The organism is Polaromonas sp. P1_F2, from assembly GCF_056405735.1.
The window spans coordinates 298,703-321,668 of sequence record NZ_JBFUBN010000001.1 but is presented as its reverse complement, the minus strand read 5'-3'; the positions used below and the strand labels follow the sequence as shown (position 1 = coordinate 321,668).

General features: G+C 63.7%; 25 protein-coding genes. 12 read left to right on the top strand and 13 right to left on the bottom strand.

Annotated features, from left to right (window positions below; all coding sequences use genetic code 11):
* Positions 1-24: 24 nt before the first annotated feature.
* Both ccoS and AC1D0O_RS01550 read right to left on the bottom strand, forming a co-directional pair.
* Positions 25-162 carry a cbb3-type cytochrome oxidase assembly protein CcoS gene (gene ccoS, locus AC1D0O_RS01555; RefSeq protein ID WP_436154659.1) on the bottom strand — a complete coding sequence of 46 codons (138 nt, stop codon included), beginning with the start codon at positions 160-162 and terminating at the stop codon, positions 25-27.
* Positions 163-2,460, bottom strand: coding sequence for a heavy metal translocating P-type ATPase (locus AC1D0O_RS01550; protein ID WP_477651793.1), 2,298 nt, complete (start codon positions 2,458-2,460; stop codon positions 163-165).
* A 104-nt stretch (positions 2,461-2,564) separates the two neighbouring features.
* On the opposite strand from AC1D0O_RS01550, the gene AC1D0O_RS01545 reads away from it, so the two are divergent.
* From AC1D0O_RS01545 to arcC, 6 genes are read left to right on the top strand one after another with little or no spacing between them, the layout of a single operon-like run.
* The gene (locus AC1D0O_RS01545) at positions 2,565-3,008 is read left to right on the top strand and encodes a universal stress protein (protein ID WP_477651792.1); all 444 of its coding nucleotides are present in this window, start codon (positions 2,565-2,567) and stop codon (positions 3,006-3,008) included.
* Between the two features lie 23 nt (positions 3,009-3,031).
* The gene (locus AC1D0O_RS01540) at positions 3,032-3,454 is read left to right on the top strand and encodes a universal stress protein (RefSeq protein ID WP_477651791.1); all 423 of its coding nucleotides are present in this window, start codon (positions 3,032-3,034) and stop codon (positions 3,452-3,454) included.
* Between the two features lie 24 nt (positions 3,455-3,478).
* Complete coding sequence (gene arcD / locus AC1D0O_RS01535) at positions 3,479-4,963, top strand: arginine-ornithine antiporter (RefSeq protein ID WP_477651790.1); 1,485 nt, start codon at positions 3,479-3,481, stop codon at positions 4,961-4,963.
* Positions 4,963-6,171, top strand: coding sequence for an arginine deiminase (locus tag AC1D0O_RS01530; protein WP_477651789.1), 1,209 nt, complete (start codon positions 4,963-4,965; stop codon positions 6,169-6,171). The genes arcD and AC1D0O_RS01530 overlap by 1 nt, the downstream gene beginning before the upstream one ends.
* Positions 6,172-6,210: 39 nt before the next feature.
* The gene (gene argF, locus AC1D0O_RS01525) at positions 6,211-7,209 is read left to right on the top strand and encodes an ornithine carbamoyltransferase (protein WP_477651788.1); all 999 of its coding nucleotides are present in this window, start codon (positions 6,211-6,213) and stop codon (positions 7,207-7,209) included.
* Positions 7,206-8,132 carry a carbamate kinase gene (arcC, locus tag AC1D0O_RS01520; protein ID WP_477651787.1) on the top strand — a complete coding sequence of 309 codons (927 nt, stop codon included), beginning with the start codon at positions 7,206-7,208 and terminating at the stop codon, positions 8,130-8,132. The genes argF and arcC overlap by 4 nt, the downstream gene beginning before the upstream one ends.
* Before the next feature lie 5 nt (positions 8,133-8,137).
* Here arcC and AC1D0O_RS01515 read toward each other — a convergent pair whose 3' ends face one another.
* A complete protein-coding gene (locus tag AC1D0O_RS01515) occupies positions 8,138-8,668 on the bottom strand; it encodes a flavodoxin family protein (RefSeq protein ID WP_477651786.1) in 531 nt (176 codons plus the stop codon).
* Positions 8,669-8,859: 191 nt separating this feature from the next.
* Between AC1D0O_RS01515 and AC1D0O_RS01510 the strand changes: the two genes are divergently transcribed.
* Positions 8,860-9,336 (top strand): universal stress protein, encoded by a 477-nt coding sequence (locus AC1D0O_RS01510; protein WP_477651785.1) that lies wholly within the window; start codon positions 8,860-8,862, stop codon positions 9,334-9,336.
* Between the two features lie 74 nt (positions 9,337-9,410).
* Here AC1D0O_RS01510 and AC1D0O_RS01505 read toward each other — a convergent pair whose 3' ends face one another.
* The 3 genes from AC1D0O_RS01505 to AC1D0O_RS01495 form a co-directional block, all read right to left on the bottom strand.
* On the bottom strand, positions 9,411-10,022 hold the full coding sequence (locus AC1D0O_RS01505; protein WP_477651784.1) for a flavin reductase family protein: 612 nt from the start codon (positions 10,020-10,022) through the stop codon (positions 9,411-9,413).
* A 78-nt stretch (positions 10,023-10,100) separates the two neighbouring features.
* Positions 10,101-11,012, bottom strand: a complete 912-nt coding sequence (locus AC1D0O_RS01500; RefSeq protein ID WP_477651783.1) for an amino acid ABC transporter substrate-binding protein — start codon at positions 11,010-11,012, stop codon at positions 10,101-10,103.
* A 10-nt stretch (positions 11,013-11,022) separates the two neighbouring features.
* Complete coding sequence (locus AC1D0O_RS01495; protein ID WP_477651782.1) at positions 11,023-11,472, bottom strand: VOC family protein; 450 nt, start codon at positions 11,470-11,472, stop codon at positions 11,023-11,025.
* Between the two features lie 147 nt (positions 11,473-11,619).
* Between AC1D0O_RS01495 and AC1D0O_RS01490 the strand changes: the two genes are divergently transcribed.
* Positions 11,620-12,504, top strand: a complete 885-nt coding sequence (locus tag AC1D0O_RS01490) for a LysR substrate-binding domain-containing protein (protein ID WP_477651781.1) — start codon at positions 11,620-11,622, stop codon at positions 12,502-12,504.
* Between the two features lie 46 nt (positions 12,505-12,550).
* Here AC1D0O_RS01490 and AC1D0O_RS01485 read toward each other — a convergent pair whose 3' ends face one another.
* The 3 genes from AC1D0O_RS01485 to AC1D0O_RS01475 are packed head-to-tail and all read right to left on the bottom strand — an operon-like array spanning position 12,551 to position 13,741.
* Positions 12,551-12,754: a hypothetical protein gene (locus AC1D0O_RS01485; RefSeq protein WP_477651780.1), complete on the bottom strand. Its 204-nt coding sequence runs from the start codon at positions 12,752-12,754 to the stop codon at positions 12,551-12,553.
* A 53-nt stretch (positions 12,755-12,807) separates the two neighbouring features.
* Positions 12,808-13,053 carry a hypothetical protein gene (locus tag AC1D0O_RS01480; RefSeq protein ID WP_477651779.1) on the bottom strand — a complete coding sequence of 82 codons (246 nt, stop codon included), beginning with the start codon at positions 13,051-13,053 and terminating at the stop codon, positions 12,808-12,810.
* A gap of 31 nt (positions 13,054-13,084) precedes the next feature.
* Positions 13,085-13,741, bottom strand: coding sequence for a hypothetical protein (locus tag AC1D0O_RS01475; protein ID WP_477651778.1), 657 nt, complete (start codon positions 13,739-13,741; stop codon positions 13,085-13,087).
* 591 nt (positions 13,742-14,332) lie between these two features.
* On the opposite strand from AC1D0O_RS01475, the gene AC1D0O_RS01470 reads away from it, so the two are divergent.
* The 3 genes from AC1D0O_RS01470 (at position 14,333) to AC1D0O_RS01460 (ending at position 16,355) form a co-directional block, all read left to right on the top strand.
* Positions 14,333-14,674 (top strand): hypothetical protein, encoded by a 342-nt coding sequence (locus AC1D0O_RS01470; RefSeq protein WP_477651777.1) that lies wholly within the window; start codon positions 14,333-14,335, stop codon positions 14,672-14,674.
* A 63-nt stretch (positions 14,675-14,737) separates the two neighbouring features.
* Entirely contained in the window at positions 14,738-15,559 is an 822-nt protein-coding gene (locus tag AC1D0O_RS01465) for a hypothetical protein (protein WP_477651776.1), read from the top strand.
* A gap of 280 nt (positions 15,560-15,839) precedes the next feature.
* Entirely contained in the window at positions 15,840-16,355 is a 516-nt protein-coding gene (locus tag AC1D0O_RS01460; RefSeq protein WP_477651775.1) for a hypothetical protein, read from the top strand.
* A gap of 130 nt (positions 16,356-16,485) precedes the next feature.
* Here the strand turns inward: AC1D0O_RS01460 and AC1D0O_RS01455 are convergent, their stop codons facing one another.
* The gene (locus tag AC1D0O_RS01455; protein ID WP_477651774.1) at positions 16,486-16,893 is read right to left on the bottom strand and encodes a BLUF domain-containing protein; all 408 of its coding nucleotides are present in this window, start codon (positions 16,891-16,893) and stop codon (positions 16,486-16,488) included.
* Positions 16,894-17,114: 221 nt separating this feature from the next.
* On the opposite strand from AC1D0O_RS01455, the gene AC1D0O_RS01450 reads away from it, so the two are divergent.
* On the top strand, positions 17,115-17,891 hold the full coding sequence (locus AC1D0O_RS01450) for a hypothetical protein (protein WP_477651773.1): 777 nt from the start codon (positions 17,115-17,117) through the stop codon (positions 17,889-17,891).
* 24 nt (positions 17,892-17,915) lie between these two features.
* Here the strand turns inward: AC1D0O_RS01450 and AC1D0O_RS01445 are convergent, their stop codons facing one another.
* Genes AC1D0O_RS01445 through AC1D0O_RS01435 form a run of 3 tightly spaced genes read right to left on the bottom strand, consistent with a single transcriptional unit; the run spans position 17,916 to position 22,953 of the window.
* The gene (locus AC1D0O_RS01445) at positions 17,916-18,722 is read right to left on the bottom strand and encodes an oxidoreductase (protein WP_477651772.1); all 807 of its coding nucleotides are present in this window, start codon (positions 18,720-18,722) and stop codon (positions 17,916-17,918) included.
* A 38-nt stretch (positions 18,723-18,760) separates the two neighbouring features.
* Positions 18,761-21,835: an efflux RND transporter permease subunit gene (locus AC1D0O_RS01440; RefSeq protein ID WP_477651771.1), complete on the bottom strand. Its 3,075-nt coding sequence runs from the start codon at positions 21,833-21,835 to the stop codon at positions 18,761-18,763.
* A complete protein-coding gene (locus AC1D0O_RS01435; RefSeq protein WP_477651770.1) occupies positions 21,832-22,953 on the bottom strand; it encodes an efflux RND transporter periplasmic adaptor subunit in 1,122 nt (373 codons plus the stop codon). Before AC1D0O_RS01435 ends, AC1D0O_RS01440 begins: the two co-directional genes overlap by 4 nt.
* Positions 22,954-22,966: the final 13 nt, after the last annotated feature.

Sequence of the window (22,966 nt, the reverse complement as noted above, 5' to 3'; positions counted from 1 at the left end):
GGGCGGCGCGGCACTTGATACAGGTCAATCATCGTGAAGAATGCGCTCGGCTTCCTGCTCCAGCGCCTCGAACTGGCCGCGCCAGACCGCCCAGCCCAGCGCTCCGATGATCAGCAGCGCCAGCACCACGGACAGTGGAATCAGTAAGAACAGGATGTCCATTCAATCCTGCTTTCTCGCCAGCCTCGCGGAATTGGCCACCACCAGCAGCGAACTCGCCGCCATGCCGAAACCGGCCAGCCAGGTCGGCATATAGCCCAGGACGGCCAGCGGCACGCAGGCGGCGTTGTAGATCGCGGCCCACAGCAGGTTCTGGCGCACCACCGAGCGGGTGCGCCGCGCCTGTTCGACCAGCGCCGCCACGCTGGGAAGCCGGTTGCCGGCCATGATGAAATCCGCCCTGGCCTGGGCCAGCGGGACGGCCTGGCCCATGGCCATGGACACGTCGGCCGCGGCCAGCACCGGCCCGTCGTTCATGCCGTCGCCCACCATCATGACCCGGTGGCCCTCGCGCTGCAGGCCGCGCACATGGGCCAGCTTGGCCTCCGGCGTGCATTCGCCGAAGCACCATTCAATACCGGCCCGGCGCGCCAGGCGGGCCACGGCCTGGCCGGTATCGCCCGAAAGCAGCTGCACCCGGATGCCGAGCCCGAGCAAGGCCGTCACCGCCTGCGCGGCGTCGGGCCGTATCGCCTCGTCAAGCTCGAAGCCCACCAGGTAATGTTCGCCGTCCGACAGGTGGGCTTGCAGCACAGGCCCCTCACGGCCTGCGGGCGCGCGGCAAAAAAAGGCGGAACCCAGGTACAGGTATCGTGCCCTGCTGCCGTCCGGCCTCGCGACCTTGCCGCGCAAACCCCGGCCCGTGACCTCTTCCACCTCGCTGGCTACCCAGGCTTCAGCCGGAAAGCGCGCGGCGATGGCGCGTGAAACCGGGTGCAGCGAGTGACGGGCCAGCGCGCCGGCCATGCCACACACATCCTCCCGGTTCACGCCGGCGGGCACATGGGCCATGACGACTTCCATGCGGTCTTCCGTCAGCGTGCCGGTCTTGTCGAAAATCACGGTGTCGACGGCGGCGCAGCCCTCCAGCGCCTGCAGCTTGCGCACCAGCAGGCCGCGCCGCGCCAGGGCGCCGGCGCTCGCCAGCATCGCCGCCGGTGTTGCCAGCGACAAGGCGCAGGGGCAGGTCACGATCAGCACCGAGACCGCGACGGCCATGGCATGCGCCTGGCCGAAAGGCCACCACCACACGGCTGCTGCCGCGGCCGCCACCAGGACGGCCACCAGGAAAGGGCCCGCGATGCGGTCCACCAGTTGCACCAGGCCGGGTTTCTCGACCGAAGCCTGTTCCATCAAGGCCACAATTTCGGCGTAGCGGGTTTGCGGGCCGACCCGCTGCACGCGCACCAGCAGCACCCCCGTGAGGTTGTGGCTGCCGGCGATAACGCCGTCGCCCACCCGCCGCAGCAAAGGCTTGGATTCGCCCGTCAGCAGCGACTGGTCGACCCGGCTCTCGCCGCCCTCCACCGCCCCGTCGGCAGGAAAGGCCTGGCCCGGCAGCACGCGCACCAGGTCGCCGGCCACCAGGCGGCGCACGGCCACCGCACGGAAACTGCCGTCGGCCTCCTGCCGCTCCACGCTGTCCGGCAAGCGCCGCATCAGCGCTTCCAGCGCGCCGGCGGTGCGGTCGCGCAGGCGCTGTTCCAGCAGCCGGCCCGACAGCAGGAAGAACACGAACATGGGCACCGAGTCATACGAGGCATGCAGGCCCCAAGGACTGGCCGGGTCAAAGGTCGCTGCCGTGCTCGCGCCGAAGGCGATCAGCACGCCCAGCGCCACCGGCACGTCCATGCCAATGCGCAGGTTCCGCAGGTCGCGCAGCGCCGCCGAGAAAAACGGCCAGCAGGAGAACAGCAGCACCGGCAAGGTCAGCACCCAGGAGGCCCAGCCCAGCAAGGCCTGGATGTCGGGCGTGATCTCGCCGGGCGCCGACAGGTAGGCCGGCGCCGCATACATCATCACCTGCATCATGCAGAAGCCGGCCACCAGCCAGCGCCACAGCATCAGGCGCTGGGCCCGAAGCCGGCTGCCGGCCAGTAGCAGGTCGCCTGCCGGCAATGCGCCATAGCCGGCTTCGCGCAAGGCGGCCATCCAGGCGGAAGGCCGCGTGCCCAGCGCTTGCCACTGAAGCCGCGCCGTGGCGGTGGCACCGTTGACCTGCACCGTGTCCACACCGGGCAGCTTGCGGAGCACCTCCTCGACCGTGAGCGCGCAGGCCGCACAATGCATGCCCTCGATCGCCAGGCAGGACTCCCACCAGCCTTCGCGGCCCGGCACCGGCCGGCTGAAACCCTCCCATTCGGCCGGCTCGTCCATCGCGATCCATGCCGCGGCTTTACCGGTGCTATCGGCGCCGGGCGCCGCAAGGCCAGGGGGAAACAGGGAGGAAGCGGCTTGCATGGCACCGAGCTTACGCAGCGCCGCAGGTGAAACCCTTGACCTGGATCAAGCCCGCGGCGCTTGGGCGCTCCTAGACTGCGACACATCAACACAGGAGAACCACCATGTACAAACGCATTCTTGTTGCCACCGACGGCTCCACGCTCTCCAAAAAAGCGGTCAAGGAGGCCATAGACCTTGCGGCATCGCTGGAGGCCACCCTGGTGGTGCTCAACGTCGTCCCGCGTTATCCCATGAGCTACTTTGAAGGCGGCGCCACCATCTCGCCGCAGGAAATCGGGCGCATCGAAAAAGACTGGGCCAGCAAAGGCCAGGCCATCGCCGACGCGGCGCAGAAGTCCGCCGAGGCCGTCGGCGTCACCGCCAAGGCCGTGACCGCCAGGTCCGACCTGGTCGCCACGGCCATCATGGCCGCGGCCAAAAAGAACAAGTGCGACCTCATCGTGATGGCCTCGCACGGCCGCAAGGGTATCTCCCGCATCCTGCTCGGGAGCGAGACCCAGCAGGTGCTCACGCACAGCAATATCCCCGTGCTCGTCCTGCGCTGAACCCACCCTTGATGGAGAAAACCATGAGAGTCCTTCTGGCCGTTGACGGCAGCAAGTTCACCAAAAAGGCCCTGGCCTTCCTGGTCACCCATGAAACCCTGATGGGGCCGGACGCGGAACTGATCGTGCTCAATGTGCAGCCGGCCGTGACCCCGCGCGTCAAGACCTTGCTGGGCGCCGCCACCGTGCGTGCCTGGCACCAGGAAGAGGCCGAAAAAGTGCTGCAACCGATTGAACGCTTCCTCAAGAAACACGGTGTCCACTATCGCGCCTCCTGGGTCGCCGGCACACCGGCCACACAAATCGTGCAGGCGGCGAAACGCGAAAAGGTGCACATGCTGGTCATGGGCACCCACGGCCATGGCCTGTTCGGCCGCGCTCTGCTCGGCAGCGTCGCCCAGCGTGTGGTGGCCGATGTCGACGTGCCGGTGCTGCTGGTCCAGTAGCCGTTCACCTCCTGAAAGCATCCCATGAACACACTGTCAACGACCCCCTCGCCGGCTTCGGTGCCGCGGGCCATCCCCACCGTGCGGCCGGCACAAGGCAGCCTGGGCCTGGCACTGCTGGTCGCGCTGGTCATAGGCTCCATCATCGGCAGCGGCATCTTCGGCCTGCCGCAAAACATGGCGGCCGGCGCCGGCGCGGGCGCCATCCTGATCGGCTGGCTGGTCACCGGCCTGGGCATGCTGGTGCTGGCGCGCGTCTACCAGACGCTGGCCTTGCGCAAGCCCGAACTGGACAACGGCGTCTACGCCTATGCGCGCGCCCTCTCGGGCGATTACGTCGGCTTCAACTCCGCCTGGGGTTACTGGATCAGCGCCTGGATAGGCAACGTCGGTTACCTGGTGGCCGCCTTCGGCGCGCTCGGCTATTTCTTCCCGGCTTTCGGCGAGGGCAACACCCCCGCGGCCATCGCCGGTGCATCAGCGGTCCTGTGGGTGGTGCATGCGCTGGTGCTGAGAGGCATCAACACGGCCGCCTGGGTCAATGCCGTGGTCACGGTGGCCAAGGTCATTCCCCTGCTGCTGTTCATCGTGCTGGCCGTGGCCGCTTTCCAGGCGCCCACTTTCAGCCTGGACTTCTGGGGTGGCGCCAAGCTCGGCTCCGTGCTGGACCAGGTCAAGAGCACCATGCTGGTCACGGTGTGGGTTTTCATCGGCATCGAGGGCGCCAGCGTCTACTCGGCACGCGCCCGGCAACGCAAGGACGTCGGCAAGGCCACGGTGATCGGTTTCCTCATCTGCCTGGCGCTTCTCATGGCCGTCTCGCTGCTGTCCCTGGGCATCTTCACACAGCCTGAACTGGCCGGGCTCAAGAACCCCTCTATGGCCGGCGTTCTTGAGAAAGCCGTGGGCACCTGGGGCGCCGTGCTTATTTATATAGGCCTGATCATTTCCGTCGGTGGCGGCTTCCTGGCCTGGACGCTGCTGGCCGCCGAATCCCTCTTCACGCCGGCCAACAGCGGCGTGATGCCCGAATGGCTGGGCCGCCAGAGCGGCAAGGGTGTGCCGGCCAATGCCTTGTGGCTGAGCAGCGCCATGGTGCAGGTCTTCCTCATCGTCACCCTGGTGTCCAAGGCTTCTTACCTGGCGCTGATCTCGCTGTCGACCGCGATGATCTTGCTGCCTTACCTGTTCAGCGCGCTTTACGGCCTGAAGCTGGCCGCGCGCGATGAAGGTAAAGGCCAGGCACCGCAAGGCGCCCGTGGGCCGCTGGACCTGCCGGTGGCCGCGCTTGCCTCGGTGTACTGCCTGTGGCTGTTGTATGCGGCCGGCGCCAAATACCTGCTGCTGAGCGCCCTGCTCTACGCCCCGGGCGCGGCCCTGTATTTCATCGCCAAACGGCAGGCCCGCAAGCAGCCTTTTACCGCGGGCGAGAAAGTCATCCTTGCGGCGGTGCTCGGGCTCGCCGTGGTGGCGGGCTGGATGCTGGCTACCGGCCAGTTGAGCCTGTGATGGCCGGCGTCCATTCCGAGACGGGCCGGCTGCGCAAGGTGCTGGTCTGCAAGCCAGGCCTGGCGCACATGCGCCTGACGCCGGCGAATTGCCGGGACATGCTGTTCGACGACGTGATGTGGGTCGCGCAGGCCAAAAACGACCACTATGCGTTCACCAGCGCCATGACGGAGCAAGGCGTGGAAGTACTGGAACTGCACGACCTTCTCGCCGTCACGCTCGGCAACCCTTTGGCGCGGGACCAGTTGCTGGACCGGAAGCTGGCCGGCACCGACTTTGAAGCCGCCGCCATTCTGCGGCCCTGGCTGCGCGAGTTGCCGCCGGCCCGGCTGGCCGAGTTCCTGATCGGCGGGCTGACGCCGGCCGACCTGCCTTTCAAGCTGCCCGGCCTCACGGCCGCCTGCGCGAGCCCGTCGGACCTGTTGCTGCCCGCGCTGCCCAACACGCTGTTCACACGCGACAGCAGTTGCTGGATTGGCGACGGCGTGGCGCTGGGATCCATGTACTGGCCCGCGCGCCGGCGCGAAAGCCAGCTCATGGCGGCCATCTACCGCTTTCATCCCGCGTTCGCGGGCAAGGTCACCGAATGGTGGGGCGACCCCGGCCAGCCGCATCCGCAGGCCACGCTGGAAGGCGGCGACGTCATGCCGCTGGGCAAGGGCCTGGTGCTGGTCGGCATGGGCGAGCGGACCTCGCCGCAGGCGGTGACCCAGCTCGCGCGCAGCCTGTTTGCCCGCGGCGCCGCGACCCGGGTGCTGGCCGCCCAGTTGCCCAAGTCGCGCGGCGCCATGCACCTGGACACGGTGCTGACTTTTTGCGACCGCGACCTGGTGACGGTGTTCCCGGAAATCGTGCAGGCCGTGCGCGTGTTCAGCCTCAGGCCCGGCGATGAAGCCGGCACGCTGGACGTCAGGGCGGAAACCGGGCCCTTTCTCGACGTCCTCGCGCAGGCGCTGGGAATCACGAAGCTGCGCGTCGTCGCCACCGGCGGCAATGCCTACGAAGCCGAACGCGAGCAGTGGGACGACGGCAACAACGTGCTGGCGCTGTCGCCCGGCGTCGTCATGGCCTACAACCGCAACACCCACACCAACACCCTGCTGCGCAAGGCCGGCGTCGAGGTCATCACCATCCCCAGCGGCGAGCTGGGCCGCGGCCGCGGCGGCAGCCACTGCATGTCCTGCCCCATCGAACGCGACGCCGCATGACCCGATCCCGCCGCTGGGTCACCCGAAAGACAGCCACCCATGAGCTTTAACCTCCATAACCGCAGCCTGCTGGACCTCAAGGATTTCTCCCCCAGGGACATCCGCTTCCTGCTGGACCTCGCCGCCGAGCTCAAGCGCTCCAAATACGCCGGCAATGAGCTGGCCCGCCTCAAGGGTAAAAACATCGCGCTGATTTTTGAAAAATTCTCCACCCGCACGCGCTGCGCCTTCGAAGTCGCGGTGCACGACCAGGGCGGCCATGTGACCTACATCGACCCGGTCAGCTCGCAGCTGGGGCACAAGGAGTCCCTGAAAGACACGGCCCGCGTGCTCGGCAGGCTGTACGACGGCATCGAGTACCGCGGTTTCCACCAGGCGGTGGTCGAAGACATCGCGCGCTTCTCGCACGTCCCGGTCTGGAACGGGCTTACCGACGAGGCCCACCCAACCCAGGTGCTGGCCGACCTGCTGACCATGCAGGAGTTCGGCGAAAAACCGCTGCACGAGCTGTCTTTTTGCTACCTCGGCGACGCCCGCTTCAACATGGGCTGTTCACTGCTGGTGGGCGGCACGCAGATGGGCATGGACGTGCGCATCGCCGCGCCCGCCGCGTTGATGCCGCCGCCGGCCCTGGTGGCCGAGATGCGCGAACTGGCGAAGACGACGGGCGCGCGCATCACCCTCAGCAACGATCCGGCCGAAGCGGTGAAGGGCGCGGACTTTCTGTACACCGACGTCTGGGTGTCCATGGGCGAGCCCGATGAAACCTGGAAGCTGCGCATTGAGCAGTTGCTGCCCTTCCAGGTCACCGGCGCCCTGATGAAAGCCACCGGCAATCCACGGACGCGTTTCATGCATTGCCTGCCGGCCTTCCACAACCTGGACACCGAAGTCGGCCGCCAGATCCACGAGCGCTACGGCCTCAGCGAGATCGAGGTGACCGACGAGGTCTTTGAATCCGACGCGTCCATTGTGTTCACGCAGGCGGAAAACCGCATGCACACCATCAAGGCCGTGCTGGTGGCCACGCTCACATGAAGCTCGTGATCGCGCTGGGCGGCAATGCCTTGCTGCGCCGGGGCCAGTCGCTCAGCGCGCGGCACCTGCTGGAAAACATCCAGGGCGTGGCGGCCCAGCTGGCGCGCGTCGCGCTGCACCATGAACTGGTGGTGACACACGGCAACGGGCCGCAGATAGGCTTGCTGGCCCTGCAGAATTCGGCCTATGCGGCGGTGGCGCCCTACCCGCTCGACGTGCTGGGCGCGCAGACCGAAGGCATGATCGGCTACCTGCTGGAGCAGGAGCTCGCCAACCACCTGCCGCTGGGGCGCACTGTGGTCACCCTGCTCACACGCGTGGAAGTCGATCCCGGCGATCGGGCCTTCAGGCAGCCCACCAAGCCCATAGGGCCGGTGTACACCCGGGAGGAAGCCGAGCGACTTGCACAGGCCATGCAGTGGAACATCGCCCCCGACGGCACGGGTTTCAGGCGCGTCGTGGCCTCGCCCTATCCGTCGCGTGTGCTGGGCGTGGAGCCGGTTCGCTGGCTGCTGCAGCACAAGGCCGTGGTCATCGCCGCGGGCGGCGGCGGCATTCCGGTGGTGCGAGTGGCCGGCGGGCGTTCCTTTCAAGGCGTGGACGCCGTGATCGACAAAGACCTCTCCAGCGCCCTGCTTGCGCAGGAACTGGGCGCCGACTGCCTGGTGATCGCCACCGACGTGGATGCCGTCTACCTCGACTGGGGAACGCCGTCCCAGCGCGCCGCCGGAAAGGTCAGGCCGCAGGAGCTGCTGGCGCATACCTTCCCCGCGGGCTCCATGGGCCCCAAGGTTCAAGCCGCCACTGGTTTTGTGCTGAAGACCGGCAAGAAGGCGCTGATAGGCTCGCTGGGCCAGATCGAAGAGATGCTGGCGGGCCGCGCCGGCACCGAGGTGAGCCCCTGCGGCAGCCTCGCGGCCTGAGACATTTACACCGCGCTGGGTGACCAGCTGGCCGGGTGCACGATGGGCCAGTGATCGGACGTGGCCTGGACAGCCCGGCCGAAGGCCGCCAGGCGCGGTGCATAACTTCCGTTTTCGACGTCCCGTGCGGTGAAAGAGGTCGACAAAGGCGGCGCACGGCCCAGCAAACGGCCCGTCTCGGCCGCCGCATGGGTCGCCCCGCTGCCACCCATCACCGAGATGACGGCCACCCGCTTCAGGCCGGCCGCCTGCGCATGGATAAAGGTCCGCATGGGTCCGGCCATTCGGGAAACCCAGACAGGCGCCACGAACACCACGGAGCCAAAGGCCTGCGGATCAGGCCCCTCGTAGCGAATCGCCGGACGGCGCCGCAGCAGCGAGTCGGCGACGCACTTGAACGTGCCGATCCTGCCGACGCGGGGATACCGGTCACTGACCTCGCCGCTTTGCCAGCCGAACTGGCTGGCCAGCAGCTGCGCGGCGCGGCGCGAGGTGCCGGTGTGGGAATAGAACACGACAAGGGTCTGGTTGTTCATGGTGTTGCCTCAAGAAAAGGTTGGAAGAGAGCGTCGGGTTGTTGCTGTCCAAGATACGCGCCAGGCTCCGGCGCTGCATTGACCTGCATCAACGCGCGCCCCAAAACTTCCCGGCTTGACGCACGTCAATACCGCCGCGCTCCAATCGGCCAACACTGTCGCTATCGCAACTCCAGACCAAGGTATCCATCATGTTCAAACGAATCCTGATCCCCGTGGACGGCAGCGACACCGCCAACAAGGCCCTGGTCGCCGGCCTGCGGATGGCGCGCGAGACCAGCGCCAGCGTGCGGCTGCTGCATGCCCTCAATGAAATGGCTTACCTGGGCGGCATGGCACCCGATGGCACCTGGTCGGGGGACCTGATAGGCATGGTGCGCGAGGCCGGCGCAAAGGTCCTGGCCGACGCCACGGCCATTGCCCAGTCGGCCGGCGTGGAGCCCAGCCAGGTTTTGCTCGAAGAGCCCGGAAAACGCCTGGGCGAAGCCGTCGCCGAGGCCGCCAAGCTCTGGGGCGCCGACCTCGTGGTGGTCGGCTCGCACGGCCGGCGCGGGCTGGGGCGTGTGCTGCTGGGCAGCGGCGCCGAGCAGATCCTGCGGCTGGCGCCTGTGCCCGTGCTGGTGGTTCGTGGTGCGGGTCCGGAAGGCGGCAACCCCACAAGCGGCTAAGACCGCAATGCGTGGTGCTCGCCCGCGCCTGGCCGCCTACCGGGCCAAGGCTTGGGGAAAAGCGCTGGAAGCCGTCAGTCGGGCTTGGGCTTGGGCTGCGGCCTCGCCATCGCGGCGTCACCGGCATAAAACATTCCACCGGGCCTGACAAAGTTGCCGCCGCCCAGGTGGTGGATGGTCTGCAGTTCGGTGTTGCCGTCGTTGAAACGCCAGTGCCCTGCCTGGAACACACGTTCATCGGCAGCGGCCGCGACGATTTCGGCAAAGCAGGTGTCGTAGGCGTCCTCGGTGTGCGTCTCGCGGATCAGCCGGCACTCCAGCCAGGCCGCGCAGCCTTCCTCCAGCAAGGGAAGGCCCAGGACGGGACCGGTGCGAGGCGCCAGCCCGTAGTGCGCGAACTTGTCGACCATTCGGCCCGACTCGCTGCCGACCGCATGCGTCAGCGCCGCCAGCGCCATGCCGGGAAGGCAGATGCCGAAGCCGCCGCTGGCCGTGATGAGTTCGCGTGTATAGGTTTTTTTGTCGATGACGATGGCGATGCGCGGCGGCGTGAACTCCACGGGCATGGACCAGGCCGCGGCCATCACGTTGCGCGCCCCGCCATGCGCGCTGGTCACCAGGACCGTAGGGCCGTGGTTGACCAGGCGGCTGGCGTGATGGAGGGCGACTTCCCTGAAATGTGTCATGTCGGTTGTTCCGGTTGAAGGTGTTGGCGGTGGAGACTGGCCCCAATGCGGGCCACCGCGCTATTTTGCTACCCCACCCTACTTCTTCAGGTAGTCCTCCAGCGGCTTGTCGCTCAGATTCGCCCAGGCGGCCTTTGTCAGTTCAGAAGCGGGCAGGCCCACGCGGATCTTGTTGGGCGGGATCGGCTGCACAAACCATTTGTCATACAGCTTCGCCACCTCCCCGCTTTTCACCATGCCGGCAATGCTGGCGTCCACCGCGCGCTTGAAAGGCGCGTCGTCTTTGGGCAGCATGATGGCGATCGGCTCGACGCTCAGGACTTCCTTGAGCACAACGTAATTTTTGGGCTGCTTGGACTGGGAGATCATGGTGGCCAGGATCTGGCCGTCCGCCACGAAGGCGTCGGCCCGATCATTTTCGAGCAGCAGGAAACCTTCGCTGTTGTCCTTGCCGTAGACCTCCTTGAAGTCGACGCCGGCCGCGCGTTCATGCTTGCGTATGAGCTGGACGGCCGTGGCGCCGGACGTGGCCGACACCATGCGGTTGGCGAGCTGGGACAGGCTGGTGATGCCGGTCCTGGTTTTGGTGGCGACGCGCACTTCTTCAATATAGAGCGTGGGTGCGAAGGCCACATCCTTCTGGCGGGCGGCGTTGTTGGTCGTGGTTCCGCACTCCAGGTCGACCGTGCCGTTCTGCACCAGCGGAATCCGGTTTTGCGCGGTCACGGACTGGTAGCGCACTTCGAGCTTCGCCAGGCCCAGCTGCTTCTGGATGTCGGCGACCACTCGTTTGCAGATGTCCACATGGAAGCCCGTGTAGTCACCGGCACCCAGTGTGTAAGACATCGCGCCCGAGGCCTCACGCACGCCCATGGTGACGGCGCCCGTGTCCTTGATCTTTTTCAGCGTGTCGACGGTCTGCGCCGCGACAGGCGCCCCCGCCAGGATGAAGGCCGCGGCAAGGCCGGGATACGCGATGGATTTCATCATGATGTTTTCCTTATTTGGCGAACAGGTTGTCGAGCGTGGCGAAGGACTTGAACTCGATGGCATTGCCCGACGGGTCCAGGAAAAACATCGTGGCCTGCTCGCCCGGCTCGCCTTTAAACCGAACATAGGGTTCGATGACAAACTTCGTGCCGCCGGCCTTCAGGCGCTCCGCCAGGACTTCCCATTCGGGCAGCGACAGGATGGCGCCGAAATGGCGCACGGGAACGTTGTGGCCGTCCACGGCGCTGGTCTGGCGGTGGCCGCATTCCTCGGGCGCCAGGTGGGCCACGATCTGGTGGCCGTAGAAATTGAAGTCGACCCATTCGCTGGAGCTGCGCCCTTCGGGGCAACCCAGGAGTTCGCCGTAAAACTTGCGCGCGATGGCCAGGTCATGGACAGGAAACGCCAGGTGGAATGGCGGAAGGGTCTTGGCGGGAGTGGTTGCGCTGTGCGTGGTCATCAGGGGCCTCATTGAGTCGTGGAAGCCCGGACTTTAGGAGGATTGATTGACTTTGAAAAACGATATATATTCTTTCTGAGGATCGATAAAATCGATTAATTGATCTGAACCTCCGGATCTCCCCCCGCGCCTCCCCTTTAAACACTCGTGATCACCGAACTCAAAACCTTCATCGCGGTCGTCCGTTACGGCGGTTTTTCCGCAGCCGGCAGCCACATCGGCCTGACGCAGTCCGCCGTCAGCAGCCAGATCCAGCGGCTGGAGGAATCGCTAGGGCTGGTGCTGTTCGACCGCACACGGCGCTCCGCCGTGCTCAACGAGGCCGGCGCCAGGGTGCTGGCACGCGCGGAAGACATCGTGGCGCTGGTCGCCAAACTCGGCGATGCGAACACCGACGATGAACTGGCCGGCACCTTGCGCATAGGGGCCATCGCCTCGGTGCAATCCATGATCCTTCCCCGTGCGCTGGCGGCCTTGCGCAAGGAGAGCCCCAGGCTGCTGGTCAACATCGCGCCCGGCGTGTCCATGGCACTGATGGACCAGCTCGACAGCGCCGAGATCGACGCCGCCATCATGATCCGGCCGCCCTTCGGCCTCCTGCCCGAGATGAGCTGGCAGACCCTGATGCGCGAGCCCTTCAAGCTGCTGGTGCACAAGGACACCAAGGGGCGGGACTGGCGCGCCCTGCTCGAGTCGCAGCCCTTCTTGCGCTACGAACGCAGCTCTTTCGGCGGGCGCCTGGTGACCGGTTTCCTGCGCGACAACAGCCTGGCGGTGCGGGACACCATCGAGCTCGACGAGATTTCAGGCCTGATGAACCTGGTCGCCGAAGGCCTGGGCGTGGCGCTGGTGCCCATGGTGGAGGCCTACCTGCCCCTGCCGGCCGGCGTGCGCGCCATTTCCCTGGGCGAGCAGACTTTCTACCGCGAGATCGGCATCCTGCGCAAAGGCATGAGCCCGCGCAGGCTGGTCATCCAGTCCCTGGAGAGATGCCTTCGCGAGGCTTTGTTGCCGGCGGCTGGTAGGACATAGGCAAGTGGCTGAGGCGGATGACGCCTCGAGTGATTCGCAGGCAACTTCATCGCAAGCGAAATTTCATCCCGTCAAAATAAAAGTAGGTTTTCTCGGTGCTGCCGTACTGCTCCATGATGGAGTTCAGCCCGTGAGATTTCTCCGGCAACAAGTGCACGACATGAGTCGTGCCGGAGTGCAACACGGAAAACTGTTTGTCCGGCGTTTCCTTCACCAGCCAATAAGGCATGGAACTGGCGCCGAAGTACATAGGACAGTACTGCGTGGGGAAAACCATGTAAATCGCAACACCAGCGGGTTGGCTCAGCGATATGCGCTTTGCGGCGAAGAAATTTTCAGCACGGCCCAGCTTGCGTTCCGGATCTTCAAGGCAAAACTTGAGGGTCTCCTTTCCTCATTCGCCATAAAACCCTTGAGCGCAGCGGGGGCCGGATACTTGTTTTTCTGGTTCATCAAGCCCTCGATATACAGAGGGTTCGCCACAGCAGCAAGCGGAATCAGGAGTAGCGCGGCCTGGATGAAACGGCGTGCTGAATAAATCACGAACATCCGAAAGCTCCTGGACTTGCCCGAAATGCGCTCAGTCAACGATCAAGGTGTAAGTCACGGCCTGCAGCACTCCAGGCAGCGCGCCGCCGAAATTTAGAACATGCGTCCCAGGCGACAGCGGCTTGAGCATGACGTAATAGCCATTGGCCGCCGAGGGGAAAATTTTGTACCGCGCTTCCGTCAATGCACCCATGTCGAAGCATTTTTTCGTCGCCTGCCGGGCCGTGGCGAGATTGGAGACACGTACACCATCTACTTCCAGAATAAGCGCGGCGGGATCGTCCGTGATCCTTCTCGCCGTCTCCATGGCTGAGGCACAAGTCATCGAGCGATCCTGGCTGGGCATGACGACGTAGTTGATCAGGGGAAAGAACAGGTACTTGCCGCTTGGCACGCGGCAGTTCCGTAAGGTGCGCTGTGTTCCATAGGTACCCGCCAGGAACCAGACCGGCCCCTTTTGCTTCTCGCCGCACAGCTCGCCCGTGCGGTCCGCAACAGGGCTATCCTGCCGCGAGAACGAACCGGCCCACTGCCACCAGGCCCGTGACCAGTCTTCTTGCGATATGCCTCCGACTGAGGCATTGGGGGCGACCAGCTGCTGGGCTTGCGCGTGGCTGATTGAGACGGTGAGCAGGCAGCTCAAGAAGATTGTCCGGATAAAGGGGGCTGGGATGTTGATGTGCGGCATGTTCAGGAGTTGTTGTGAAAGTAAGAGATGGGTAACACACCACTGCGGATGGCGCATTTTGAATCTGGTTATTTTTTACAGGAACTGAGTCGGGGTAACTCACTGGTTCAATTCAGCAGGTCATGCTAGTGTTTGCTACGCAGCGATTTGCTGCTAAAGAGACAGAAAAGGTAGGGATATGACTAACGCTTATGTTGAATACAGGCCAAAGTCGAGCGACCAAACCCATGGAGTCACGCACCATGTGGTCATCGTAAATGAGTCCGAAGTCAAGAAGACCAATACTCAATTGGAGGCTGAGAAATGGGCTTGCCAGCAGGGCTATACGGTTCACGTCGCGCGGGAGCGACATCGCCAAGATCGGCCGAACCCTGCGCATTGGCGAAAAGCAGACTGTAAACCTTAAGAAAAATAGAGCTCACCATCGGGCGGGATTGGTGAATTCGTGGCGCCCTCGTATGCGAGCGTACCGCTTCTTTGATATCGCGCAACCTAGGGGCGCAATCGGGATCCGAGGAAACCCTCCGATCAGGATAGAGGCTGTTGGCATCACAAGGATGGTACTTACAACCGCACGATGAAAGCCAACCCATGACCCCTTACGATTCCGCTGTCCTTGAAGAGTTTGCCGATCGACTTTACGCCAAAGCCGCCATCACAGTAGTCATGGCGGTGTTCTGTTGGTTTTTCCTCGGCGCCATGATCGGTGGTGCTTTGGCGGCGTGGATCAGACCAGCCGACGCAGTCGGAACTCTGTTTGTCCTCGGCATGAGCGCTTTCATGGGAAGCCTGTTTGGGTACTTTATCGGTAGCGCCAAGGCATTCAAGCTGCGGCTAGAAGCTCAAAACACCCTTTGCCAAGTCTCCATTGAGCGCAATACGCGTCACAAAAGTGCAGCTCTCGAAACCGCGCCCATTCTCGAGACCGTTTAACCTGACCGTCATAGCGGCTGCTCGTGGCATTTATGAGGGAATGCGATAGGAGGAGATCATTCGGTGAATACAGTCACTTTCACAGAGCGTGTTGCCAAGACCGTAGGGCGTCACTTTGTGACGCTGTCATGTGTCCAGCATTCTCCCGAGCTCGACGATATGCGTCCGCACATCTTTTCGGGCTTTATCGTGGATGTAGCGGGTGAGTGGTTTTACGTTACGGCAGGTCATATACTTAGGCGCATTCAACAGGCATCAGACGCCGGCTCTACTTTCGATATCTGGCGGTTTGGCGATCAATCCGCAGGTAACAGGTTCAACAATGCGGCAGTGCCTTATGCGTTTGAACTGGACAATTGGCTCGTACTAGAAGATGCCAACGTGGGGTTAGATTACGCGACCGTGCATCTTGGGGGCTTATATCGCCAACAACTCGAGGTTGGGGGTGTAACTGCGATCGCAAAAAATGCCTGGAGTGATTATCTAGTTGAGCATGATCAATGGGCGCTCGTGGGTATTCCGTCAGAAACGATGTCGTACGATGGGAAAATCAGCCTCACGGCGAAACTTGTTATGGCACCGTTGCTTCCCGCCGATGCTCCGCCGCTCGCAGGACAAAAATCCCAGAATCAGTTCTATGCAAGACTAGTTGACGGGTCTGAACGGCTAATGAAGGATGTCGACGGCATGAGTGGGGGGCCGGTTTTTATGCTGAAGTATGTTGAAAATGTTTGGAAGTACAACGTAATCGGAGTCCAGAGCGCCTGGTACCGTGACTCCCGAATCCTGGCAATCTGTCCGTTTTCTGCTTTTGGATATGAGTTGGAATTGATTGTTGAAAAGGCGCTTCGGGATAGTAGTGCAGTAAAAAAAGCCTCCAACTAATTCGAGCCCTAGTAGACCTCTTTGATTTGGATCGAGCCAGCGTCGAGAAACGTCGCCCGCTGCTTCTCTTTTCTGCTCCCCTGCTAAATTCCAGCTTATGGTGAGTACTCATGCAATGAAGTGTTGGATCTGTGGCAGCATCGAACCAACCACGCGCGAACATCGCGCGAAAGCGTCTGACCTTCGCTCCGTGCTTGGTACGCCTACGCAGCAGACTCCTTTCTATTTGCATACTGATAGTCGGCGCAATCGAAAGGTCGGAAGCTTAAAGGCCGATGCCTTGAAGTTCACGCACCTGATCTGTGAGGCTTGCAACAGCGCGAGAACTCAACCGTATGACCATGCATGGGCCGAATTTTCGTTAGCGTTGCGCACGCTTTTGCCCAAGTTATCGCCTTGGCAATCACTGCGATTCAATCGACTATTTCCGTACGACACGCAGCGTCAGATGCTAAACGTCCATCTGTATTTCGTGAAGAACTTTGGTTGTCAGATCATCGAGGGGAAGATGGGCATTGATACTTCTTCGTTTAGTCAAGCGCTCCTCAATGGAACACCACATCCGAATCTCTACTTGAGCTTTGGTCGAAAGACACACCCTGTCGTTGTAGTGGCTGGCTCAAATGTTGAGGCCGAACTACGAGATGGGAAAATTGCAGTTGCGAGCTGGCTCTATCAGATAGGTGAGCTTTGCGTGTTAGTCATGTACGCTGTCGAAGGTGAGCATCGGTCGGGATTGGTGAATTCGTGGCATCCTCGTATGCGTGCGCAGCGCTTTACCGTCTCGCCGCTTTAATGTCGCATGGACCAACGGCCCATGTTGTAGCTCAGCGGCACCCAAGAAAAAACTGCCAATCGGGAGAGACTCTGCTTAGCATCACAAAGATCGGTGGTCACAGTCGCACGATCGCCTGGCCTTCTTCAAATCAAGGAAGAGCCTGTATCCTCGAAAAGAACACATGCATCAAGTCCGTGAACGCATCCGCCCGGACGGTTTCTTGCCGGCGGGCGTCCAGTTCGGCGATGTGCTCCAGCTCCATAGGCTGCGCTTCGAGCGCGGCCATGGAGATGTCCTTGAAAATGCGTTTTTCCGTGGTCGTGATGTAGACGATGCGGCAATTGTTGTGCCGCATGTCGCTTGCGATCTGCACATACTTCCTCAGCACGGCCTGCTCCGGGCCTTCCAGGATCTGGGCAAACACACCACCCCCAAAAACCAGCAGGCCGGTGATGCCCAGGGGCGGGTTGTTTTTTGCCGCGCTTTTCAGAACACCATTCACGGCGTCTTCATTGATGCCTTCCTTGGCGTCGCTGATGTAGAACAGTCTGATCATGTTGCAGCGTCCTTGAAGTGAACTTGCTTGCTGATTCCGGACAGGGAAGATGGCTTCCCTGGCCGATTAGACTCCATTGCGCCGTTTTTTTCCAATTGAATGCGCGGATGAATCGTTCGGGCCTTAAAAGCCCTCACATGGATAAACTAGCGCTGCGCCCAGGCTCCAGAGGCCCAACCCGCCTGGGCAGCAAGCAACAACAATCCACAGAGGGACGATCCATGAAGGCTTTCTCAACAGCGGTATCCAGAATCGCGGCGGGCCTATGCCTGGCTTGCGGCGCGGTGCTGGCCACGGGATGCGCGCCGGCGACACCCATGTTCCAGCAGCTTGAACACGACAGGACCACGCAGATCAACCTGATCGTCGAGCAAGCGCCCTTTCAGTACACGGCCCCGGTCCACCCGGAGAGCACGATTGTCGGGGCCGGCTTTGCCACCGTCATGCTGGGTTCGCTGGCCGTGCAGCACAAGCTGGGCTACATCCACGACACCTTGAACCAGAAGGCCCTCGAACAAAAAATCGCCAATGACTACCGCCCGGCCTTTGTCGCCGCGCTGGTCCAGGAGCTTTCCGGGCTGGGCATCACCGCGACGGTGATACCGCTGCCCTACGAGCGCAGGGCCATGAACGGTGATCGCCTCTACTACCGGCCGACGCTGCAGGATCTGGCAAAGATTCCCAAAGACCCGCCGTCCTTTTATTTGAAACTGGACATGGGCAGCTGCACGGTTTACAGGATCACGCCGTGCATCCGGTACATCCTCAATTCGACGGAGGTCGAGACATCGCCGGGACCGAACCAGAAATACGGGGGAATGCCGGTACTCGAACCCGATCTCTGGACGGTTCCGACGGTGCCCACGCCACTGAGTTTCGAATCCATTGAAGAGGCCGGCGCGAAGATCCGTGAATTCGACGCGGAGATAGCCCGCCTCGTTCCGCTTGCGGCCCGGCGTTTGGCGGTCGAGGGCAGAAAGCGGGCGCCTCCGCGATAGCGCTCTGAAGCCGGGCCGCGGTCTTCAGCCGAGCCCGAATGATTTCCGCAGGCTTGCATCAAAAAAGCTTGCCGGTACAAAACGGCGCAGTTTGCTCAAGAGGGATGCCCGCCCGGCCGGCGTGCGGCGCATATGCCAGCAGCCAAGCGCCGCTTCGACGATCGTGTCTGCCAACTCCGAGGGTTCGGGTGCGCCGTTGACGCTCGCGGCGAAAGCGCGCGAGACAATTTCGCGCTCACGGTCATAGTCCGCGATTTTTGACTTTGCCTGAGCCGAGCTGGCTTCGAACCTGGTCCTGGTGTAGGCTGGCTCGACCAGCGTCACGCGGATGCCGAACTGGCGCACCTCATGGTCCAGGGTTTCGGACAGCCCTTCCACCGCATGCTTGGAAGCCGAATAAAGCCCCATGTAGGGAGCGGGCAGAAAGCCGAGCACGGAACTGATATTGACGATCCTGCCGTAGCGTTGCGCGCGCATGTGCGGAAGCACCGCCTGTGTGGTGCGCAATATGCCGAACACGTTGGTGTCGAACAAGGATGCAGCCTCGCTGGTGGTGGTTTCCTCCACCGCGCCGATCACGTTGATTCCCGCGTTGTTGACCAGCACATCAATACTGCCGGCCTGGCCAGTGATGGACTGGATTGCGCGTTGAACGGAAGCGTCGTCGCGAACATCCATCTCGACAAGTTCGACATTTGGCGGTGGTGTCGCGCTGGCAATGCTGCGCACGGTGCCGAACACCCGGCATCCCAGCTTCGCGAACTTTTCCGCGGTAACACGCCCGATGCCTGATGACACCCCGGTCACAACAACAACGATGGATTTCGACATGACGGATCTTTCGACAGGTAAATGGGGAAGAGGCGCAATCAGCGCGGATCAGCTTCCGGCGCCGGGCGGATCCCGAACCAGATGGAATACATGGCCGGCAGGAACACCAGCGTGAGGACCGTGCCGGCGAAGGTGCCGCCTATCAGCGTGTACGCCAGCGTGCCCCAGAAGACTGAATGCGTCAGCGGGATAAAGGCCAGCATGGCCGCCAGCGCGGTCAGGATCACAGGCCGCGAGCGCTGCACGGTGGCCTCGACCAGCGCACGGAAAGGGTCCAGGCCGGCCTGCTCGTTGTGGTGGATCTGCCCGATCAGGATCAGGGTGTTGCGCATCAGGATTCCCGACAGCGCGATCAGGCCGACCAGCGCGTTGATCCCGAAGGGCTGCTGGAACAGGATCAGGGTGGGCACCACGCCGATCAGGCCCAGGGGACTCGTCAAAAAGACCATGACCATGGCGGAGATCGAGCGCACCTGGAAGATGATGATGAGCAGCGTGATCGCCAGCATGATGGGGAACAGCGGCAATATGGCTTTGGTCGCCCTGCCCGACTCCTCGATGGCGCCGGCCTCTTCGATGCGGTAGCCGCCCGGCAGCTTGTCCATGATGGGCTTTAGCTGCGGGGTGATGGCGCCGGACACGTCGGGCGGCTGCAAACCCTCGGCGATGTCTCCGCGCACGGTGATGGTCGGCATGCGGTCGCGCCGGCGCATGACCGGCTCTTCGGCGCGCACCTCGACCTTGCCCACCTGCGACAGCGGGATGCGTTGCCCGGCGGCGCCGGTCAAGGTGAAGTCTGCGATCCGGGCAGGGTCCAGCCGGGTGCCGCCGGCCGAACGGGCCACGACCTGCACCGTGCGTATGTCTTCGCGCACGGCGGTCAGCGGGACACCGCTCAGCAAAAACTGCAGTTGTTGCGCCACGGCGCTGGAGCTCAGGCCCACGGCCTGCAGGCGGTCCTGCTGCAGGGTGAAGTGCAGCGTCGGGCTGCGCGTGCCCCAGTCATTGTTGACGGTGCGCATCATAGGGCTGGCGTCCAGGACCTGCTGCACCTCGGCCGCGATCTTGCGTAGCGTGTCCGGGTCCGGCCCGGTGACCCGGTAGGCGACCGGGAACGGGGAATACGGGCCGAACACCAGCTGGGTGACGCGCACGCGCGCCTCGGGGGCCAGGCCTTCGGCAACCGCCGTGCGCAGCCGCATTTTTAAGGCCTCGCGCTCCTCCTGGCTGTCGGTGCGGACTACGATCTTGGCAAACGAAGGGTCGGGCAGCTCCGGCCCCATGGCCAGGTAGAAGCGCGGCGCGCCCTGCCCTACGTAGGCGGTGACGATCTTCGCTTCCGGCTGCTTCGCCAGCCAGGCTTCCACTTTCGCCGCGGCCGCGCTGGTCTGCACGATGGCCGTGCCATAAGGCATCTGCACCTCGACCAATACTTCGGGACGGTCGGAGATCGGGAAGAACTGCTTCTTGACGACGGCCATGCCCAAGACGGCCGCGGTGAAAAGGCCCGCCACCGTCGCGGAGACCAGCCACTTGCGGGCGATGACGCGCGTGAGCACCCGGCGAAAGCGGTTGTAGCGCGGCGTGTCGTAAAGCGCATCGTGCCCGCCTTCGACTTTTTTGAGTTCGGGCAGCAGCTTGACGCCCAGGTAAGGCGTGAACACCACGGCGACCACCCAGGAGGCGATCAGCGCAATGCCGACGATCCAGAACATATTGCTGGTGTACTCGCCCGCCGTGGAACGGGCAAAACCGTTGGGCATGAAACCGACGGCCGTGACCAGCGTGCCCGAGAGCATGGGCGCGGCGGTGTGGCTCCAGGCATAGGCGGATGCGGCGGTGCGGCTGTAGCCCTCCTCCATCTTCACCACCATCATTTCGATGGCGATGATGGCGTCGTCCACCAGCAGGCCCAGTCCCAGGATCAAGGAGCCCAGCGTAATGCGGTCGAAGTTTTTTCCGGTCGCGGCCATCACGATGAAGACGGCCGCCAGCGTCAGCGGCACGGCCGCGGCGACCACGATGCCCACGCGCCAGCCCATGCTCACGAAACACACGACCATTACCACCAGCAGCGCGACGAAGAACTTGACCATGAACTCGTCGACGGCCGAGCTGATGTTGACGGACTGGTCGGTGACCTTGCTCAGGCCCATGCCGAGCGGCATATCGGCGTTGATCGCTGCCAGTTCTTTGTCCAGCGCCTTGCCCAGCTCCAGCCCGTTCCAGCCGTCGCGCATGACAACGCCGAGCAGCAGCGCCGCTTCGCCGCCGTTGCGGATCATGAAGGTGGCCGGGTCTTCATAGCCGCGCTTGACGGTGGCGATGTCTGACAGTTTCAGGGTGCGCCCCTGCGCCACGACCGGCGTGTCGCGGATTTTCTGCAGTTCGTCGAAAGCGCCGTCCAGGCGGATGAAGACCTGCGGTCCCCTGGTTTCCACGGAGCCGGCCGGCGTCAGGGCATTCTGGCTGTTGAGCGCGGTGAACACGTCCTGCGGGCTCAGACCCAGCGTCGCCAGGCGCGTATGCGAGAACTCGACGTAAATGCGTTCGGGCTGCTCGCCGACGATGTTGACCTTCTTGACGCCGGGCACGCGCAGCAGGCGCTGGCGCAGCGTCTCGGCATCACGCACCAGCAGGCGCTGCGGCTCGCCTTTGGCCTTGAGCGCGAACAGGGCAAAGGTGACGTCGGCGTATTCGTCGTTGACCATGGGCCCGATCACGCCGGACGGAAGGTTCCCGGCTTCGTCGCTGACTTTCTTGCGCGCCTGGTAGAACTGCTCCTGCACTTCCGAGGGCGGTGTGGTGTCCAGCAGGGTCAGGGTGGTGAAGGCCAGGCCCGGCCGGGTGTAGGTTTCGCTGCGGTCGTACCAGCGCAGTTCCTGCAGCCGCTTTTCCAGTTTCTCGGCGACCTGGTCCTGCATTTCCTGCGCGGTGGCGCCCGGCCAGGCGGTGATGACGGTCATCACCTTGACCGTGAAGGCCGGGTCTTCGGCCCGGCCCAACTTGAAGAAGGACACCAGCCCGGCCAGGGAGATCAGGGCGATCAGGAATAAGGTGACGGAGCGCTCGCGCACGGCGAGCGCCGACAGGTTGAAACGGCCTTCGCTCATGGCCGCGCTCCCGCGGCGGTGGTGGCGACGGCGGCTTCGCCCGCCACCCGGACCTGTTCGCCTTCGCGCAGCAGGTGCGTGCCGAGCGCGACGATGCGGTCGCCCTGCTTGAAAGCGCCCGCAATGCGCGCGCTGTCGTCGTCCAGCCGCTGGACCGTAACCGGCCGCCAGGAAACCTTGGCCGGCTCGCCCTGGATGACCCAGACGCCCGGCCCCTTGCCGGCATCGAACAGCGAGGCTATCGGTACCGACAGGCCGGCTTGCGCAGCGGCTGGCACACCCGCCTCCGGGATATTGATGGTGACCGTGGTGCCCAGCGCCGCGTTGGCCAGATCCCCCTCCAGCACATAGCGCGCCTCGAAGGTTCGCGTCAGCCTGTCCGCGGCATCCGAGAGCTGCCGGAGCCGGGCCGGAACGGCCGCGCCTTCCTTGCCAAAGAGCGTGGCCGTGGCGCTTGAACCGACCGCGGGACGCAGGGTTTCCGGCAACTGGATGATGGCCTCACGGTGTCCGGCACGCGCCAGGCGCAGCACGACCTGCCCCGCGTTGACGACCTGGCCGGGTTCGGCCAGCGTTTCCATGATGACGCCGTCGGCATCCGCCACCAGTTCCGTATAGCGGCTCGCGTTACGCGCGACTTCGGCCTGGGCTTCAGCCGTATTGAGCTGGGCTTTGGCGGCATCCGCCGCAGCCTTGACCTGGTCGTAGGCCGAAGCCGATATCGCGCCGGTTCCGCGCAGGTCGCGGTAGCGGGCTTCTTCCTCCGCCGTTTGCTGGGCCCGCGCCCGGGCGGCGGCGACCGCTTCCTGCTGTGCATGCGCCGCGAGCTTCAGGTCAACCGGGTCTACGCGCATGAGGGGCTGGCCGCGCTTGACGCTCTGGCCTGCATCGACAAGGCGTTCGAGGACTTTGCCGGAAACCCGAAAGCCGAGGTCGCTTTGCACCCGCGCGGCTACCGTCCCGGTAAAGGAGCGTGACGCAAGGGCCGCGTCCCGGATGGTGGCCGCGCGTACCAGCGGCGTTTCGCTACGGGGATCGGAAGGTTTTTTGTCGCCGCAGGCTGCCAGGGCAAGCGTCAGTGCGGGCAGGACGGCAAGGAAAACGAGGTGGCGGCGCATAGAAATCCCATCA

Coding starts and splice junctions, on each gene's coding strand:
- AC1D0O_RS01500 (WP_477651783.1), bottom strand. CDS start 11,012: ATGATGAAATCCATCGCGTATCCCGGCCTTGCCGCGGCCTTCATCCTG.
- AC1D0O_RS01510 (WP_477651785.1), top strand. CDS start 8,860: ATGTTCAAACGAATCCTGATCCCCGTGGACGGCAGCGACACCGCCAAC.
- AC1D0O_RS01495 (WP_477651782.1), bottom strand. CDS start 11,472: ATGACCACGCACAGCGCAACCACTCCCGCCAAGACCCTTCCGCCATTC.
- AC1D0O_RS01435 (WP_477651770.1), bottom strand. CDS start 22,953: ATGCGCCGCCACCTCGTTTTCCTTGCCGTCCTGCCCGCACTGACGCTT.
- AC1D0O_RS01475 (WP_477651778.1), bottom strand. CDS start 13,741: ATGCCGCACATCAACATCCCAGCCCCCTTTATCCGGACAATCTTCTTG.
- AC1D0O_RS01550 (WP_477651793.1), bottom strand. CDS start 2,460: ATGCAAGCCGCTTCCTCCCTGTTTCCCCCTGGCCTTGCGGCGCCCGGC.
- ccoS (WP_436154659.1), bottom strand. CDS start 162: ATGGACATCCTGTTCTTACTGATTCCACTGTCCGTGGTGCTGGCGCTG.
- AC1D0O_RS01505 (WP_477651784.1), bottom strand. CDS start 10,022: ATGACACATTTCAGGGAAGTCGCCCTCCATCACGCCAGCCGCCTGGTC.
- AC1D0O_RS01545 (WP_477651792.1), top strand. CDS start 2,565: ATGTACAAACGCATTCTTGTTGCCACCGACGGCTCCACGCTCTCCAAA.
- AC1D0O_RS01450 (WP_477651773.1), top strand. CDS start 17,115: ATGAAGGCTTTCTCAACAGCGGTATCCAGAATCGCGGCGGGCCTATGC.
- AC1D0O_RS01470 (WP_477651777.1), top strand. CDS start 14,333: ATGACCCCTTACGATTCCGCTGTCCTTGAAGAGTTTGCCGATCGACTT.
- AC1D0O_RS01455 (WP_477651774.1), bottom strand. CDS start 16,893: ATGATCAGACTGTTCTACATCAGCGACGCCAAGGAAGGCATCAATGAA.
- AC1D0O_RS01485 (WP_477651780.1), bottom strand. CDS start 12,754: ATGTACTTCGGCGCCAGTTCCATGCCTTATTGGCTGGTGAAGGAAACG.
- arcD (WP_477651790.1), top strand. CDS start 3,479: ATGAACACACTGTCAACGACCCCCTCGCCGGCTTCGGTGCCGCGGGCC.
- AC1D0O_RS01515 (WP_477651786.1), bottom strand. CDS start 8,668: ATGAACAACCAGACCCTTGTCGTGTTCTATTCCCACACCGGCACCTCG.
- argF (WP_477651788.1), top strand. CDS start 6,211: ATGAGCTTTAACCTCCATAACCGCAGCCTGCTGGACCTCAAGGATTTC.
- AC1D0O_RS01540 (WP_477651791.1), top strand. CDS start 3,032: ATGAGAGTCCTTCTGGCCGTTGACGGCAGCAAGTTCACCAAAAAGGCC.
- AC1D0O_RS01440 (WP_477651771.1), bottom strand. CDS start 21,835: ATGAGCGAAGGCCGTTTCAACCTGTCGGCGCTCGCCGTGCGCGAGCGC.
- AC1D0O_RS01445 (WP_477651772.1), bottom strand. CDS start 18,722: ATGTCGAAATCCATCGTTGTTGTTGTGACCGGGGTGTCATCAGGCATC.
- AC1D0O_RS01530 (WP_477651789.1), top strand. CDS start 4,963: ATGGCCGGCGTCCATTCCGAGACGGGCCGGCTGCGCAAGGTGCTGGTC.
- arcC (WP_477651787.1), top strand. CDS start 7,206: ATGAAGCTCGTGATCGCGCTGGGCGGCAATGCCTTGCTGCGCCGGGGC.
- AC1D0O_RS01480 (WP_477651779.1), bottom strand. CDS start 13,053: ATGTTCGTGATTTATTCAGCACGCCGTTTCATCCAGGCCGCGCTACTC.